Below are 16,843 nucleotides of genomic sequence, written 5' to 3' on the forward strand. Positions count from 1 at the left end.
CTCAACCAGCGGAGGGGGGGTGTCGGTTCAACCAGCGGAGGGGGGTGCCGGCTCAACCAGCGGAGGGGGTATCGGCTCAACCAGCGGAGGGCGCGGCGAAGGGTCCTGCCACGCATCGCAACAGGACCCTTCGTGACGCTCACAAGCTCGCTCCTCAGGGATCGGAGGGTGACGCTCACAAGCTCGCTCCTCAGGGATCGGAGGGTGACGCTCGCAAGCTCGCTCCTCAGGCTTAGCGGGCGAGTTTGAGCACCTCGCCCCAGCCGATCCGCGAGCCGGTGCGCAGGATGGACCGCTGGTAGATCCGCGCGGCGATCCAGGTGGCGGCCGCGCACGCGGCGCCCATCAGGCCGAAGGTGACGATGATCTGGACGGCATCGGTGTCGCCGGTCGCGATGCGCATCGGCATGAGTGCCGCGCTGAAAGGTGGTATCCAGCTGAGCACCTCGATCAGCGTCGAATCCATCGCCTGCACACCGAAGATGCCGGAGTACAGCACCGCCACCGCGAGGAATGTCAGCGGCGCGGACGACGAGTTCAGCTCCTCCTGCCGGGAGACGATGGCCCCGGTTGCTGCATAGAGCGAGGAGAAGAACAGGAAGCCGAGGAGGAACCAGGCGATCACCGCCGCGAACATCCCGATGGCGGCGCCCGGAAGGGTGAGGATTCCGGTCGCGGTGCCCGCGATCAGCGCGGTGGCACCGAGTAGTACCACCTGCCCGAGTGCGACCACACCGATGCCGATGATCTTGCCCCACAGCAGATGCAGCGGCTTGATGGTCGCCAGGAGCAGTTCTACGACGCGCGACGTCTTCTCCTCGACGACGCCGACGGCGACCATCGTGCCGCCCATCATGATCGCGGTGACGAGCAGCACCACGCCGACCATCGCGATGAGCAGGCGCTGTCCCTCGTCGGGGTTGTCCGGTTCGGTCTGCGAGACCGAGATGTCCACGGTCGGCAGGGTGGCGGCGTCGACACCGCGTTCGGCCAGTGCCGCAGAGAGATTCGCCTGCGACACCGCGGTGCGGATCGGGCCCTCCACAGCTGGTTCGAGGCTGTCCTTGGTGATGATCACATACGATCCCGGCGTCTCTCCGGGCACCAGCGCGGCCTTCACGTCGCCGCTGTTGACCCGATCGCGTGCCTGTTCGACGGTGTCGGCCGGCTCGGTGGCGATCGTCGTGCCGGAGGCCTCACCGACGGAGACGATGGATTCGGTGACGGCGGCCGGCTGACCCACGACGGCGACCTTCTCGACGTCGTCGCCGCCGGAGAACAGGTTGATGATGATGGAACCGGCGACGATCACGATCATGAGCAGCGCGGTACTGACGACGAAGGACTTCGTCTTGGCGCGCGTGGTGATCTCACGGCCAGCGACGAGCCGGATCGCCTGTGCGGCAGATGCTCTCGGATCAGAACCGGTGGTGGACACCGGGGTGTCGGGTAGCGTGGTCATGCGGAAACCACCTCTCGGAACAGGTCGGTCAGGGACGGGGTCGAGGTCGCGAACCGGTGCACCGGCCCGTTCTGGAGGGCGGTCGCCAGGATCAGCTGATCGTCGGCGATCTCAGGGTCGATCAGCAGGCGGGTCGTCTCGCCGTAGTCGACGCCGCGGACACCGGGCAGGGAGTCGGCCCACGCGACATCGGCACGCGGACCGGTGATCTCGAGGGTGATGCCCTCGCGCGCACGCAGGTCGTCGACCGTGCCGAGGGCGCGCATCTCACCGCGCGCGATGATGCCGACACGGTTGCAGAGTCGCTGCACGAGGTCGAGTTGGTGCGAGGAGAAGATCACCGGGATGCCCTCGGCTGCCTTCTCTTTGAGCACATCGCTCATCACGTCGACGGCGACGGGGTCCAGGCCCGAGAACGGCTCGTCGAGCACCAGGACGCTGGGGTCGTGGACCAGGGCGGCGGCGAGCTGGACCCGCTGCTGGTTGCCGAGGCTCAGGTCGGCGACGTTGTCGTCGTAGCGGGCGCCCACACCGAGGCGGTCGGTCCAGCGTTGTACGGAGTCCTGCGCCTCGGCCGCCGACATTCCATGCAGCCGTGCGAGAAAGGTCAGCTGTTCGCCGACTTTCATCTTGGGGTACAGGCCTCGCTCCTCGGGCATGTACCCGATCCGCCGACGCAGGTCGAGGTCGATCGGCTGGGTGCCGAGGCGAACCTCTCCGGAATCGGCGGCCAGCACGCCGAGGATGATGCGCATGGTGGTGGACTTGCCGGCGCCGTTGCTGCCGACGAACCCGAAGATCTCGCCGGGGTCGACGGCAAAGGTCATGTCGCGCAGCGCGATGAGGTCTCCATAGCGTTTGTGGAGCCCGTCGACGATCAGTGGTGCGGTCATTGCGCACTCTCCTCACTGGGGATGGTGGTCGGGTCGGATGTCGATGACGCGAAGTCCTCGGGATCGGGATCGGCCATCCACCATGCGGTGAGCATGGTGGGCACGCAGATCGCGGCCAGGACGAGCGTGATGAGCAGGATGGCCGATCCGTAGACCGCCTGGCCGGACACCTGGTCGTCGAAACTGAGGACGACCAGCACCGCGTACGGGATGAACATCAGGCTGTACAGAACGGTGAAACCGATGGAACGCGCCGAATTGCGTTGCGCCACCTGGATCTCATCGAGAGCGGTGACCGGCGTGTCGGCGATCGACCCGGTGACGATCCGCGTCAGGTACAGGGTCGTGATGATGCCGGCGAGTCCGATCAGGAAGGGCACCAAAAAGATACCGGTGTCGAAGAACGCGAGAATCGAGCTGAGGATCAGCAGGATGGCGAAGAACGCCTGCACGAGCACGAGTCGCCGATAGGTTCGCCGGGTGCGCCACGAGGTGAGGCGGTGTGCGTTCTTGTCGTTGAACTCCTGGTGCCGGCGGCCCCGCCACTCCTCGTAGCGGCGCCAGAGGGCGGGTGTGGCCTCCTCGGGGATGGCCGAATTGGGGTCGTTCATCGTTCACCTCCGGACTCGTCGGTGTGGGTGGCTGGATGCAGGTCTTGACGTGGCGACGATTCGCGCCGGTACAGCGCCGACGACATCGCCCCGAATTCGTGCCGGCTGAACACCGCTTCCACCGGTAGGTCGAAGACGTCGCAGATGCGGAACGCCAGGTCGAGGCTGGGGTAGTTGTCGCCGCGCTCGAGTGCGCCCACCGATTGGACGTTGATGCCGACGACTGCGGCGAGTTCGGCCCGCGACATCCGACGCTCCGCCCGCAGCACGCCGATGCGGTTGTAGATGGGGAGCTTTTCCCCACGGCGTATTGGACTCACCTGACTCAGTGTTGTGAAAACACAACACCTTGTCAAGTGGTGGCAACTACGCCGTGTTCCCAGAAGAGCGTGAGGGCACCCCGAGCAGCTCGGCCGCGACCCGTGCTGCCTCCCGCCCGGCGCGGTTGGCCCCGATCGTCGAGGCCGACGGGCCGTAGCCGAGCAGTTGGATCCGGGGATCGGCGTCGACGATCGTCGCGAGGCGGCCGGACATCGTGATGCCGCCCCCCGGCGCGCGCAGGCGTAACGGGGCGAGATGGTCGATGGCGCTGCGAAAACCGGTGTTCCAGAAGATGACGTCGACATCCAGGTGCTCCGGGACGTCCGGGTGATCGGGGGAGTCGCTGGATGGTCCGTCGCAGTCCCAGCACACCCCGGTCTCGGTGATGCGGGTGAACATCGGACGCCACGCGAGGATTCCGTCGCGCTGCGCGGCCGCGATCGCGGGGGTGAGTGCCAGCCCGGTCACCGACACCACCGAGGTGGGCGGGAGCCCGGCGCGCACCCGCCGTTCGACGCGGGCGACGGCCTCGCGCCCCTGCTCAGGGGTGAACGGTTCCGGGTTGAAGACGGGCTCGCGCCGGGAACACCAGAACGTCTCGCTGCCGGGCGCCTCCCGGGCGATCTCGATCAGCAATTGGATGGCGGAGATGCCCGCGCCGACGACCAGGACCTGCTTGCCCTCGAACTCCGCGGGCGAGGTGTAGTCGTGCGTGTGCAGCTGCCTGCCGCGGAAATCGGCGACCCCGGGGATATGTGGGATGAACGGACGGTCCCAGGTGCCGGTGGCGTTGACGATGAGTTTCGAGGTGACCGACCCGCCGTCGCCCAGCTCGGCGCGGAAACCGTCGTCCTCCCGGCGTACGGCGCGCACGTGCACGGGTCGATGCACGGTCAGGCCGAACTTCTCCTCGTACCGCCCGAAGTACTCGGGGACGGCGGTGGCCGCCGGGAGCTCGTCACAGTCCAGGCCGAGAGCCTCGACGAGGCCCCACCCCGGCAGGTCGTGGACGCGGTTGGCGGTGGCGAGGGTGAGCGTCGGCCACCGGAACTGCCAGGCGCCGCCGGGCCCGGGGGCGTGGTCGAGCATCTGGTAGCGATCGCCGAGGCCGAACCGCTCGAGAAAATAGGCCGCCGACAGTGCGGCCTGTCCGCCGCCGATGATCAACACATCCGAGTGCGGTGCGGGCGCTGCGCCGGCCGGGGAGATCTGCACGTCCCCACCTTGTCACGACGTGTCGAATGGGTGCGGTGGGTAGGTTGGGGCCCATGATTCACTCCACCACCGACGGGGCGGTCGTCACGATCGAGCTGGACCGGGCCGACAAGCGCAACGCCCTGAACGACGAGATGCTCGCGGGCCTCTCCGATGCGTTCGACGCCGCACTCGGGTCCGGCGCACGCGCCATCGTGGTGACCGGGCGGGGGCCGGTGTTCAGTGCCGGCGCCGACCTGTCCGGTCCCGTGTACGAGAAGGGCTTCCTCGACACCCTCGTCGGGACGCTGAAGAAGATCGAGTCATCCCCGGTGCCCGTGCTCGCGGCGCTGAACGGCTCCGCGATCGGCGCAGGATTGCAGCTGGCGATGGCCGCCGACCTCCGGGTGATGGCACCGGATGCGATCGCGGGCATACCGGCGGCGAAACTCGGTGTCGCCGTTGACGAATGGACCATCCGACGCCTGGTGTCGCTGGTGGGGGCGGGGCAGGCCCGGGGGATGCTGATCGGGTGCGATCCGCTGACCGCCGACCGTGCGCACGCACTCGGGTTCGCCAACCGCATCGGCGACCTCGCCGACGCGCAGCACTGGGCGGACACGATCGCCGGCCTCGCCCCGTTGACGCTGCAGCATTACAAGCTCGTCCTGAACGGCGACGGTGCGCGCGACGCCGCGCCCGAGGATCGGGCGGCGGCGATGATGCGTGCGTGGGAGAGCAACGACCTGCGGGAGGGCCGCGCGGCCCGGGCCGAGAAGCGTCCGCCGCGGTTCACCGGGTCCTGACCCGGAGGTCGACGCTACCGGCGGTGGATCGGTCCGTCGCCGGCGTGCAGCGGTGCGCCGGTGGCGCCGTGCCGCTCGGCGATGAGTTGCGCCGCGATGGCGACTGCGACCTCGCCCGGGGTGTGTCCGCCGAGATCGAGGCCCAGGGGTGAGCGCAGCCGGTCGAGTCGGATGTCGTCGACGCCTGCCTCGCGGAGGCGTTGGTCGCGATCGGCGACCGTCCGCCGCGACCCGAGTGCACCGACGAAGCCGAGTTGCCGGCAGCCGAGTGCCACCTGCAGGGTCGGGACGTCGAACTTCGGGTCGTGCGTCATCACGCAGACCGCGGTCGACGGACCGACCAGGCCGTCCCGGATCTGTTCCTCCAGATAGCGATCCGGCCAGGAGACGACGACCTCGTCGGCGTCGGGGAAGCGTTCGGGGGTGGCGAACACCGGTCGTGCGTCGACGACCGTCACCCGCATGCCGAGACCGGCCCCAAAAGAACTGAGTGCACGCACGAAGTCGTTGGCGCCGACCAGGATCAACCGGGCCGGCGGCCCGAAGGTCTGCACGAAGGTCCGGGGACGTTCGTCGGACGGGGCATCGCAGTCGTCGACGCCGATCAGGCCGGTCCGGCCGGTGGCGAGGAGATCGGCGACGTCGCGGTCGAGGCGGCGCCACGGCTGCTGTGAGGCGGCGGTGGCGAAGTACCAGTCGGTCTCGTCGGTGAGGGTCGTGGCCCACGAGACGGGTTCGCCGGCGTCGATCGCCGCCGCGAGTCGGTCGAGCTGGCCGCGCCGACCGCTGCTCGGTGCGACACGTTCGACGAGAACCTCGATCTGCCCGCCGCAGGTCAGACCCGGCGCGGAACTGTCGGGATCGTCGACGCCGTACTGTTCGACGATCGCGACCCCGTCGGTGAGGACGTCGCGGGCGGTGTGCACGAGAGCTGATTCGACGCAGCCACCGGAGACCGAACCGATCACGGTGTCGTCCTCGGTCACGATCATGGCCGCGCCGAGCTCGCGGGGTGCCGATCCCGACGCGCCGACGACCCGGCAGAGTGCCACCGGACGCGCGTCGTCGCCGTCGAGGAGTTCGGTCAGGGACCGCAGGACGTCGCGCATGTACTCCAGTGGACCAGATCTCCCCGACTGCGGCCACGTGGGCGGCGGCCGGCCGACGTCACGACTTCTCGATGATCCCGGGGGCGCTGGCCGAACCCGCCGCACGGTAGCCGAACATGCGGCTGAGATCGGCGGCCGCAGAGACGACGGTCGCGGTCAGCTCCTCCGTGTCGTCCGGGTCGAGCCGATAGCGCGGGCCGGAGACGCTCAGGGCCCACACGATGGTGCCCGTGTGATCGCGTACCGGTGCGGCAATCGCCACCAGGCCGACCTCGAGTTCCTCCACCGCCATCGCCCAACCCCGGCGCTCGACCTCGCGCAGGTCGGCGACGAGGTCGTCGATGTCGACGACCGTGTGGTCGGTGAACCTGGTCAACCCGCCCGCGAAGGTCTCGCGCACCTCGTCTTCGGACAGACCGGCGAGCAGGACCTTCCCCGAGGACGTCGCGTGAGCGGGGGAGGCCTGGCCCACCCAGGTGCGGAGGGCGACCGCGGACGGTCCTTTGGCCTCGACGACGTTGATGGCCTGCGACTCGGCGAGGACGGCGAGATTGGTGGTCTCACCGGTCTGCGCGGCCAGCGCGTCACAGGTGTCCTGCCCACATCTGGTCATGTCGAGGGTTGCCATCGTCGACCCGGCGAGGCGGACCACCGTGAGGCCGATCCGGTACTTGCGACCGTCCGGTACCTGCTCGACGAAACCGCGTGCCTCGAGTGACGAGACGATTCGGGAGACGGTGGATTTGTGGACGCCGAGCTCGACGGCGAGTTCGGTGATGCCGGCCGACCCGGCGGACCCGATGAGCTCCAACACCTGCAGTGCCCGATCGACCGCGCCCCCCGGACGTTCGGTCTCCGCACTCTGCTCAGTCATCGCAGCGCCCAGGGTACCGGTCGGGGCGGGTGGGACCGGAACCGCGTCGCGAACCGCGGCAAGCCGTCCCGGGCGGGTCACGGGCGTCGGTGGGTACCCGGAACCGCTCATCTCCGGATCCGGGTCATCTGGGGATCGACCACCGGGTCGGTGATGACGACGGCCGTGTGATGGGTGGTTTGGTAGGCGACGTCGACCGAGGTGTCGTCGGGGAGGTCGGCGGGCAACCAGGCGTAGGCCAGGCACGCGCCGACCGTCGCCGACCACCCGGCGCTGGTGACGTAGCCGACGACCCGGCCGCCCACCGATACCGGTTCCTTGCTCAGGACGACCGCCGCCGGATCGGTGAAACGCAGGGTGCGCAGAGTGTTCGGCGCATCACGCTCGGCCAGGGCGGCGCGGCCGAGGAAGTCGTCCGCGGTCTTGCGGATGGCGAAACCGAGCCCGGCAGCAGCGGGCGTGTGCTCGGTGGTCATGTCGGAACCGGCCGCCCGGTAACCCTTCTCGATCCGCAGGCTGTTGAAGGCGATCCGGCCGGCCGCGATGATGCCGTGGGGATCGCCCGCCGCTGCCACCGCGTCCCACAGCGCCGGTCCGTCGGCCGCGGAAGTGTATATCTCCCAACCGAGTTCGCCCACGTACGAGACACGCATCAGGGTCACCGGGATTCCGGCGACGGTGGTGGTGAGCGCACGGAAGTAGCGGAGGCCGTCGTTGGTGAGGTCGGCCGGCGTGAGCGGTGCCAGCACGTCGCGTGCCAGCGGGCCCCAGAGACCGAGACAGCAGGTGGCCGTGGTGATGTCGCGCAGGACGACCGAGCCGTCCGCCGGGAGGTGCCGGCTGATCCAGTCGAAGTCCAGCGGACCGTTGGCGCCCACCTGGAACACGTCGTCGGCGAGCCGGGCGACGGTCAGATCCGAACGGATGCCGCCCTTCTCGTCGAGCATTAGCGTGTAGGTCACCGAACCGACGGACTTGTCCATCTTGTTGGTGGTGAGGTGTTGAAGAAGGGCGAGCGCACCCGGACCCGACAGCTCGAACCGGGTCAGCGGGGTCATGTCGTACATCGCGACGTGGCTGCGGGTATGCGCCGCCTCGGCGACGGAGACAGGCGACCAGTGCCGGGCCGACCAGCTGTCGCGCTCCGGTATGACGAGCCCGTCGGCGAGCTTCTGATCGAGCAGCGGACGGTTGGCCTCGTACCAGGCGGGCCGCTCCCAGAGTCCGCTCTCCCAGAATTCCGCTCCGAGTTCGGCCTCGCGATCGTGGAAGGGGCTGAGACGCACGTTGCGCGGGGCCTTGCGCTGATCGTGCGGGTGGATGATGTCGTAGACCTCCACGAAGGCCTGCGAACTCGTGGTGAGGATGAAGTCGTCGGTGAGTGCGTCGTCTTCGAAGCGGTAAAGGTCGGTCTCGTGGACGTCGATACCGGGAGTGCCGTCGATCATCCACTCCGCCATCGTCTTCGCGACGCCCGCCGAGTGGGTCACCCACACGGCCTCGGCGACCCAGAAACCGGCCAGGTCGCGATGTTCGCCCATGACGGAATGGCCGTCGGGGGTGAACGAGAAGATCCCGTTGAAGCCCTCCTCGACCTTGCCGTTGCCGAGTTCGGGTAGCAGGGCCACCGAGTGCTGCCACGCGTCGTCGAAGTCCTCCGGGGTGAACATGAGCTTGGAGGGCATGTCGGCCAATGTGATCGCGGTGTCGTGGTCCAGGTCGCCCACGTCCGAGGGCATCGGCCGGTGACCGTAATAGCCGATGCCGATCCGGTCGCCGTGTTCGCGGTAGTACAGGTCGCGGTCCTGGTGGCGCAGGATCGGGAGCGTCGCCTCGGCCAGGGCGGAATTGACGCCGCGGCGGGAGTCGACCGGCGTGGTGATCGCGTACTGATGTGCCATCGGGACCAGGGGGATGGTCAGTCCCACCCGGCGGCCGAACTCGCGGCCCCAGAAACCGGTGCAGCACACCACGATGTCGGCGTCGACGACTCCGGTCGTGGTGCGGACCCCACGCACCTCACCGTTGGCCTCGACCACGTCGACCACCTCCTGTCCGCCACGGAACTCGGCGCCGCGCGCCATCGCGCGGCGGGCCTGGGCCTCGACCGCGCGCAACGCTTTCGCGAGGCCGTCGTTCGGCGTGTGCAGCCCGCCGAGGACGGCATCGCGTTCGAGGAGCGGATGCATCGCAGCGCATTCCGCGGGGTCGACGAGTCGGTGTTCGACGCCACGAGCGGCCGCCCACCCGGCCTTGCGATGCAGGTCCTCCCACCGTTCCGGGGTGGTGGCCAGTTCCAGTCCGCCCACCGGGTTGAAGCACCAGCCGTCGGGATGAGCGAGCGCGGAGAACTTCTCGATCGTGTAGGAGGCGAGCGCGGTCATCGTCTTGGACGGATTCGTCGCGAAGACGAGGCCCGGCGCGTGCGAGGTCGACCCGCCGGTGGCGAAGAGCGGGCCGCGGTCGAGGACGGTGACGTCGGTCCAACCGCGCTCGGTGAGCTCGTCGGCGAGTGAGGTACCGACGATGCCGGCGCCGACGATCACGACTTTCGGTGCAGCCATGGGGAACAATCCTTTTCGGGCAGGTGTGGGTCAGGGCTTGGTCAGGTGAAGACCACGGTGCTGGTCCCGTTCATCAGCACCCGGTACTCGCTGTGCCACCGCACGGCACGCGACAGGGCCAGCGCCTCGGCGTCGCTGCCGACAGTGGCGAGGCGGCGGGGATCGTGGGTGTGGTCGATGCGGATGACCTCCTGCTCGATGATCGGGCCCTCGTCGAGGTCGGGGGTCACGTAGTGCGCGGTGGCGCCGACGTATTTGACGCCGCGCTGGTGCGCCTGGTGATAGGGCTTGGCGCCCTTGAACCCCGGCAGGAACGAGTGATGGATGTTGATCGCCCGGCCACGCAGGGCCGAACAGGTCTCGTCGGAGATGATCTGCATGTACCGGGCGAGGACGACCAAATCGACGTCGTAGGACGACACCAGGTCGAGCATCGCGTTCTCGGCCGCCGGCTTGGTCTCCGGGGAGACCGGGAGGTGGTGGAACGGAAGGCCGGCCGATTCGGTCATCGGGGCCAGGTCTGTGTGGTTGGAGGCGACCGCGACGAGCTCGCCGCCGAGAGTGCCCGACCGCCAGCGGAAGATCAGGTCGTTGAGGCAGTGCCCGAGTCGAGAGACCATCACCAGGATCCGCTGCGGTGTCTGGTCGTTGATCGAGAACTCGGCGCCCAGACCGGTGGCGAGATGATCGAAGGCTGCCGACAGCTGCTGCGAGCCGGACTCGTGGGCGGACGCGAATTCGGTTCGCACGAACAGGGTGTGAGTCATCGGGTCGTCGTACTGCTGATGGTCGAGCACCTCGCAACCGTGGCTGTAGAGGAACGAGCTGATCGCGTGCGTGACGCTGCTGCGCGACGGGCATCGCAGGGTGAGGGTGAATCGATGAGACATGGGGTTCCTCTACGGCAGCGGGGAAGGAGCGGGCACGATGGCGTACTCGGTGGCGGCGTCGACGAGCCACGCGGCGAGGTAGTCGGCGTAGGAGCTGCGGACGAGGAGGGCGAATCCGTCCGGAACGCGATGCACGATCACCGCGGCCTGGGCCAGCAGTGTCTGGGCCACGTCGTCGGGCCCGAAGCTCCTCGGAGACAGCTCGATCGCGCAACCGTGGGCGAGGATCGTCTCGGCGTGCGGGCCGCCGACGACGAGGCGGGTGCGCTGGCCGGAGGCATCGGCGACATACGCGCCGCCCTGCGCACGGTCGGCCATCGCCGCGGCGAACTCGTGCGGTGCAATGCCTGCCGCGTAGGCGAGATACTCGTCAGGACCCAGCCAGACGACCGTGGTGTCCCCGTCGCGCGTCATCCGGCAGGCACCGGGCAGGTCGAGCTGCTCCGCCGCGGCGGGTTCAGTCGGTCGGATCACCGTCTGCGCCACCGGTGTCGGGCGCAGCAGTACGGCCGGGGCCAGTTCGGCGAACCTCGCCGACCAGTGCTGCAACGGCGAAACCGGTTCGAGGGCGCCGTTGTCCGGCAGAGAATGCACGGTGGTGTCAGCCATCGCGTCGGGCTCCTTCCGCGTCGACGAAAACGGTTGTGGTGATCTCGACTTCGCACAGCGTGTCGCCGATGGGGACGTCGAGCCGGGTGCCGATGAGGTCGCGACCGCCCTTCACCAGGGCGAGGGCGAACGGGCGGTTCAACTCGGCGCTGCGATAGCTCGACGTCACGTGCCCCAGCATCGGCACCGGCGGCGGTGGCAGGGTGCGGTCGACGCGGTGGGCGATGATCTGCGAACCCTCGGGGAGCCGGGTGCTGCCGTCGACCGGCAGCAGTCCGACGAGGTGCTTGCGGTCGGGCGCCGTCGCGGATTCACGCGCGAATGATCGCTTGCCGATGAAGTCCGGCTTCTTCTTCGAGACCGCCCAGCTCATCCCGAGGTCGTGGGGCGTGACGGTGCCGTCGGTGTCCTGGCCGATGATGGGATAGCCCTTCTCGGCGCGCAGGACGTGCATCGTCTCGGTCCCGTAGGGGGTGATGGCGTGCGGTTCACCGGCGTCGATGAGTGCCTGCCACACCGCCTGGGCATAACCGGCCCCGACGTTCACCTCGTAGGCGAGTTCCCCGGAGAAGCTGATCCGCCCGATCCGCACGGGCACGCCGCGAAAGGTGGTGTCCCGCCACGTCATGAACCCGAACGCATCGTTCGAGACGTCCAGATCGGGGAACACGGTGCCCACCACGTCGCGCGAGCGTGGGCCGACCACCGGGAACGTGGCCACCTGGTCGGTCAGCGAGGTCATCCACACCCGGAGGTCCGGCCACTCGGTCTGATGCCATTCCTCCATCCAGTCGAGGACGGCCGCGGCGTTGCCGGTCGTGGTGTACACGGTGTAGCGGTCGTCGGCGATCCGCATCACGGTGCCGTCGTCGAACACCATGCCGTCCGCGCCGCACATGACGCCGTAGCGGACCTTGCCGACCGCGAGGGTGCTCATCATGTTGGTGTAGAGCAGGTCGAGGAACGCCGGGGCGTCGGGCCCGGCGACATCGATCACACCGAGGGTCGAGCCGTCGAGGATACCCACTCCCGTTCGTACGGAGGCACATTCGCGGAGGACCGCGTCATGCATGTCCTCGCCGCCACGAGGGTAGTACCGCGGCCGTTTCCACTGGCCGACGTCTTCGAAGACGGCGCCGCGCTCGACGTGCCAGTCGTGGATCGGGGTCCGCCGCACCGGGTCGTACCGGTCGCCGCGATCACGTCCGGCGAGCGCGGCGAAGGTCACCGGGGTGTACGGAGGACGGAAGGTGGTGGTGCCGGCGTCGTTCACGGGGATGCCGAGCATCTCCGCGACGATGCCGGAGGTGACGATGCCCGAGGTCTTGCCCTGGTCGTGCCCGGTGCCGATGGTGGTGTAGCGCTTGACGTGTTCCACCGATCGCATCCCGGCACCCAGCGCCCGGGCGATGTCGGCGACGGTCGCGTCGCGCTGGAGGTCGACGAACGAGAGGGTGTCGTCGTCGGGACTGCCGGGCACGTACCAGCAGACGGCCGGCGCGGCCGGAATCCGCTCGGTGACGCGCGGGATGGCGCGCAACTCCGGTGGCGCCATACCGAGTCCGGCGAGAGTCGCCACCGCACCGCGTCGACCGTCGGCCAGGCAGTCGCCCAGGGTGGTCGAACCCGCTGCGGCACCAACGATCTCAGTCTTTGACACGGTTCCCGTGGGCAGGAAGGTCGCGGCTCGGTCGTCGAAGGCGATGGTTCCGCGCAGTTGACTCCAGAGGTGTACCGCCGGATTCCAACCGCCGCTGACCAGGACGGTGTCACAGGCCACCGAGGAGCCGTTGCTCAGGTCGACCCCGGTGACCCCGTCCGTGCCGTGCGCCCGAAGCACGGTCGTGTCCGGCAGGATGGCGATGCCCCGGCGGCCGGCCTCCTCGCGCAGGTCCGCGCTGACCGTCGGGCGGACGTCGACGACGGCGGGAACCGAGACGCCGGCGTCGACGAGTGCGAAGGCCGCGGTGTAGGCGGCGTCGCACGCGGTGAAGACCACGGCCGTCCGGCCGACCCGGACCCCGTGGCGCTTGAGGTAGTCGCCGCCGGCGCCGGCCAGCATCACGCCGGGCAGGTCGTTGCCCGCGAAGACGATCGGCCGCTCGTGCGCGCCGGTCGCGAGCACGAGACGTCGGGCTCGGATGCGGTGCACCCGCTGCCGGGAGATGTATGCGGGCGCATCGGTACCGAGGTGATCGGTGCGGTGTTCGACGGCCAGCACGAAGCCGTCGTCGTAGGCGCCGAACGCGGTGGTGCGGGTCAGACGCGTGACGTTCGGGTGGGCATCGAGCTCGGCGACGGCTTCGGCCACCCATCCGGCGCCGGGAGTGCGGCCGCCGGGTTCGCCGCGCTCGTCGACCAGGAGGACGTGGGCACCGGCGCGGGCACAGCTGATCGCCGCCATCAGCCCTGCGGCGCCGGCACCGACGACGAGCACGTCCGGATGGTGGTGCAGCGAGTCGTACCGGGCGGTGTCGACGGTGCTGCTGAGCTTCCCCCAGCCGGGCACGCCATGGGCGACGAGGCCGGGACACAGGGCGACGGTGGTGGCCGGCACCATCGGTTCCACGAACGGGGCGTCGATGCCGACCTGCGCGGTGGCGTCCTCGGCCCAGGCTCCGGTGACGCCGCGCGGGCGCCCGAGGTTGACGCTGGTGGTGACCACCCGCACCCCGTTGGCGAGCAGGGCCGACGCGAGGGTGTCGCCCGCGTAGCCACGGTAGGTGACCCCGTCGAAGACGAAGTCGATCGGCGTGCTCCGGTCGATTCGCCCGCCCGATCCGGTGCGGAATGGTTGGGCGAGCGGTATGTCGGGGGCGGAGGTGCTCATCGGGTTGCTCCGGGTTCGGCGGGGGAGGACGGCGTGCCGGCGCCGGATCGCGAGGGTGCCGATTCGTCGGTGAACGCGTAGGTGAGGGTGTCGCGCCCGACGGTGAACCACTGGCGGCACCCGGTGGTGTGGCACCACCGTTCGGTCATCGACCCCTTGGGATTGGGCCGGAAGAACAAGTAGTGTGCCCACGCGGTGTCGTCGAGGTCGGCGGGTCGCTCGGGATAGGCGACACCGGCCGCGGCACCGTAGTGGAACTCGGTTTCCTCACGGGGCCCGCAGTGCGGGCAGCGGATCATCTGCATCGTGGTGTCCTCGGCGGTGGCGGGTTCAGTGGGCGACGGCGGCCGCGCCGTGCTCGTCGATGAGGCGGCCGGTGACGAACCGGTCGAGAGTGAACGGTGCGTTGACGGCGTGCGGGCTGCCGGTGGCGATCGTGTGCGCCAGCGCCCAACCGACGCCCGGGGTCGCCTTGAATCCGCCGGTGCCCCAACCACAGTTGAGGTAGAGGTTCTCGTACGGGGTGGCACCGACGATGGGTGAGGCGTCGGGGGTGACGTCGACGATCCCGCCCCATGTCCGCAGGAGGCGGGCCCGCCCGAACACCGGGAACAGCTCCACCGCGGCAGCCATCTGACGCTCGATGATGTGGAAGGCGCCGCGCTGCCCGTATCCGTTGTAGGAGTCGACCCCGGCGCCCATCACCAGCTCACCCTTGTGGGCTTGGGACACGTAGACGTGCACCGCGTTCGACATCACCACGGTCGGGTGGATGGGCTCGAGGAGTTCGGACACCAGGGCCTGCAGCGGATGACTCTGGATCGGAACCCGGAAACCGAGCTGGTCGGTGAGCGTCGAGGTGTGTCCGGCGGCGCACAGCGCGACGGTGCCCGCAGCGATGCGGCCCCGGGTGGTCTCGACGCCGACCACCCGGTCGCCGTCGGTGACGAACCCGGTGACCTCGCAGTTCTGGATGATGTCGACGCCCGCATCGCTGGCGCTGCGGGCGAAACCCCAGGCGACGTAGTCGTGTTTGGCGATGCCGCCACGGGGTTGAAAGGTCGCGCCCAGCACCGGATAACGGATGTCGGAGGAGGTGTTGACGATCGGGCACACCTCCGCGACCTGCTTGGGATCCAGCCATTCGGCATCGATGCCGTTCAGCCGATTGGCCTCCACCCGCCGGATGCTGTCGCGCACATCCTGTTCGGTGTGGGCGAGGTTGAGTACGCCGCGCTGGCTGAAGAGGATGGGGTATCCGAGCTCGTCCTCGAGACCCTCCCACAGCTTCAGCGAGTGCTCGTAGATCCCGGCGCTCTCGTCCCAGAGGTAGTTGGATCGGATCAGGGTGGTGTTGCGCGCCATGTTGCCGCCGGCCAGCCAACCCCGTTCCAGGACGGCGACATCGGTGATGCCGTGGACGCGGGCGAGGTAGTGGGCCGTGGCGAGACCGTGACCGCCGCCTCCCACGATGACGACATCGTAGGAGGACTTGGGTTCGGGTGCGCGCCAGAGGAACTCGGGGTGGTGGGGGAGGTGGGCGCCCGGGGGCGCCGTGCCCGCGGGACGCGGTGTCTTCTGGCTTGTCATCGTCGGGTCTCCCTCAGAAATCGATCACGACCGGGGACAGGGGTTCGGCGCAGCAGAGCAGGATCTTGCCCTGCGCGATCTCTCGTGGGCGGATACCGCCCTGGTGGTTCATGACCACGTCGCCGGAGATCTTGCGGACCTTGCAGGAACCGCACAGGCCCACACCACACGTCGATGGCAGGGTGACGCCCGCTTTGGCGGCGGCGGCGAGGATCGTGGTGCCGGGACTCACGGTGACCCGCCGGGCGCGTCGGGAGAAAGCGACGACCACGCCGGTGTCGGACTCCGACTCGTCATCGGTGGGCAGGCTGAACCCGAAGCTCTCCTCGTGGATCCGAGCGAGAGCCGAGCCGGCCGACACCAGTGCGCCGCGCACCTCGCTGCGAAAACGCCCGGGGCCGCAGAGAAACACCTCGCGGTCACCGAGGTCGGGGCAGACCCGTTCGAGCATCGCGCGGTCGATGCGCCCGCGGTGTCCGGTCCAGTCGGGGAAGTCGCCGGCGGCCATGCGCGTCGCCGCGAACGCCAGTGTCACGTTCGGATGCCGACGGGCGAGTTCCTCGAGTTCGTCCCGGAATGGGATGTCGTCGACATTGCGCGCACTGTGCACGAAGGCGATGTCGAGCGGGGACTCGCTGTCGGTGACCGATCGGAGCATGGACATCACCGGCGTGATGCCACTCCCGGCCGAGACGAACAGGTACTTCTCGGCCGGACGAGCGGTGTAGGTGAATCGACCCAGCGGTCCGGAGGCGGTGATCATCATGCCTTCGACCATGTTGTCGTGCAACCAGTTCGAGACATGGCCCCCGGTCACGCGCTTCACCGAGATCGACAGGCCCCCCGGCCGGGTCGGGGGTGAGGAGATGCTGTAGCAGCGCTGGACGGGCCGGCCGTCGATCTCCACGGTCATCGCCAGGAACTGACCGGGGGCGAAGACGAAGGTCCGGTGGTCGTCCGGGTCGCTGGCCGGGTCCCCGGCAGCGGAGCGCGACGGCGACCCGCCCGCGACCCGGAAGGTGAACGTCGCCATGTCCCGGGTGGTGTCGGTGCGGGACACGCACTGCAGGAAGATGTTGTCGGCCATGGT

Annotated in this window: 15 protein-coding genes; 1 reads left to right on the plus strand and 14 read right to left on the minus strand. The window is 69.0% G+C overall.

Translation table 11 applies throughout. The annotated features are described in order from the left end of the window. Positions 1-232: 232 nt before the first annotated feature. Genes ACFVHY_RS03880 through ACFVHY_RS03900 form a run of 5 tightly spaced genes read right to left on the minus strand, consistent with a single transcriptional unit; the run spans position 233 to position 4,502 of the window. Positions 233-1,462 carry an ABC transporter permease gene (locus ACFVHY_RS03880; RefSeq protein WP_265968817.1) on the minus strand — a complete coding sequence of 410 codons (1,230 nt, stop codon included), beginning with the start codon at positions 1,460-1,462 and terminating at the stop codon, positions 233-235. Beyond that, on the minus strand, positions 1,459-2,355 hold the full coding sequence (locus ACFVHY_RS03885; RefSeq protein ID WP_390268552.1) for an ABC transporter ATP-binding protein: 897 nt from the start codon (positions 2,353-2,355) through the stop codon (positions 1,459-1,461). The genes ACFVHY_RS03880 and ACFVHY_RS03885 overlap by 4 nt, the downstream gene beginning before the upstream one ends. Then, positions 2,352-2,966 carry a hypothetical protein gene (locus ACFVHY_RS03890; RefSeq protein WP_065630774.1) on the minus strand — a complete coding sequence of 205 codons (615 nt, stop codon included), beginning with the start codon at positions 2,964-2,966 and terminating at the stop codon, positions 2,352-2,354. Before ACFVHY_RS03890 ends, ACFVHY_RS03885 begins: the two co-directional genes overlap by 4 nt. Continuing rightward, on the minus strand, positions 2,963-3,286 hold the full coding sequence (locus ACFVHY_RS03895) for a helix-turn-helix transcriptional regulator (RefSeq protein ID WP_065630775.1): 324 nt from the start codon (positions 3,284-3,286) through the stop codon (positions 2,963-2,965). Before ACFVHY_RS03895 ends, ACFVHY_RS03890 begins: the two co-directional genes overlap by 4 nt. Before the next feature lie 46 nt (positions 3,287-3,332). Further along, entirely contained in the window at positions 3,333-4,502 is a 1,170-nt protein-coding gene (locus ACFVHY_RS03900; RefSeq protein ID WP_390268556.1) for an NAD(P)-binding domain-containing protein, read from the minus strand. Between the two features lie 53 nt (positions 4,503-4,555). Here ACFVHY_RS03900 and ACFVHY_RS03905 point away from each other — a divergent pair, with 53 nt between their 5' ends. Then, positions 4,556-5,287, plus strand: a complete 732-nt coding sequence (locus ACFVHY_RS03905; RefSeq protein WP_390268559.1) for an enoyl-CoA hydratase — start codon at positions 4,556-4,558, stop codon at positions 5,285-5,287. Positions 5,288-5,301: 14 nt separating this feature from the next. On the opposite strand, the gene ACFVHY_RS03910 is transcribed toward ACFVHY_RS03905, so the two are convergent. The 9 genes from ACFVHY_RS03910 to ACFVHY_RS03950 all read right to left on the minus strand — a co-directional run bounded on the left by ACFVHY_RS03910 (position 5,302) and on the right by ACFVHY_RS03950 (position 16,840). Next, positions 5,302-6,396 (minus strand): XdhC family protein, encoded by a 1,095-nt coding sequence (locus ACFVHY_RS03910; protein WP_390268562.1) that lies wholly within the window; start codon positions 6,394-6,396, stop codon positions 5,302-5,304. A 58-nt stretch (positions 6,397-6,454) separates the two neighbouring features. Beyond that, positions 6,455-7,270 carry an IclR family transcriptional regulator gene (locus ACFVHY_RS03915; RefSeq protein WP_068972052.1) on the minus strand — a complete coding sequence of 272 codons (816 nt, stop codon included), beginning with the start codon at positions 7,268-7,270 and terminating at the stop codon, positions 6,455-6,457. A 107-nt stretch (positions 7,271-7,377) separates the two neighbouring features. Then, entirely contained in the window at positions 7,378-9,834 is a 2,457-nt protein-coding gene (locus ACFVHY_RS03920) for an FAD-dependent oxidoreductase (RefSeq protein WP_390268566.1), read from the minus strand. Between the two features lie 41 nt (positions 9,835-9,875). Continuing rightward, positions 9,876-10,724 (minus strand): formyltetrahydrofolate deformylase, encoded by an 849-nt coding sequence (gene purU, locus ACFVHY_RS03925; protein ID WP_390268569.1) that lies wholly within the window; start codon positions 10,722-10,724, stop codon positions 9,876-9,878. A 9-nt stretch (positions 10,725-10,733) separates the two neighbouring features. Further along, positions 10,734-11,333: a sarcosine oxidase subunit gamma gene (locus tag ACFVHY_RS03930; RefSeq protein ID WP_390268572.1), complete on the minus strand. Its 600-nt coding sequence runs from the start codon at positions 11,331-11,333 to the stop codon at positions 10,734-10,736. Continuing rightward, a complete protein-coding gene (locus tag ACFVHY_RS03935) occupies positions 11,326-14,163 on the minus strand; it encodes an FAD-dependent oxidoreductase (protein ID WP_390268575.1) in 2,838 nt (945 codons plus the stop codon). Before ACFVHY_RS03935 ends, ACFVHY_RS03930 begins: the two co-directional genes overlap by 8 nt. Beyond that, positions 14,160-14,468, minus strand: coding sequence for a sarcosine oxidase subunit delta (locus ACFVHY_RS03940; protein WP_390268578.1), 309 nt, complete (start codon positions 14,466-14,468; stop codon positions 14,160-14,162). The genes ACFVHY_RS03935 and ACFVHY_RS03940 overlap by 4 nt, the downstream gene beginning before the upstream one ends. Positions 14,469-14,493: 25 nt before the next feature. Next, positions 14,494-15,753 (minus strand): sarcosine oxidase subunit beta family protein, encoded by a 1,260-nt coding sequence (locus tag ACFVHY_RS03945; RefSeq protein ID WP_226512729.1) that lies wholly within the window; start codon positions 15,751-15,753, stop codon positions 14,494-14,496. A 13-nt stretch (positions 15,754-15,766) separates the two neighbouring features. Continuing rightward, complete coding sequence (locus tag ACFVHY_RS03950; RefSeq protein WP_390268581.1) at positions 15,767-16,840, minus strand: FAD-binding oxidoreductase; 1,074 nt, start codon at positions 16,838-16,840, stop codon at positions 15,767-15,769. Positions 16,841-16,843: the final 3 nt, after the last annotated feature.

The sequence above is a fragment of the Gordonia sp. NPDC127522 genome (assembly GCF_042672305.1).
In the GTDB taxonomy this organism is placed as follows: Bacteria; Actinomycetota; Actinomycetes; order Mycobacteriales; family Mycobacteriaceae; genus Gordonia; species Gordonia hongkongensis.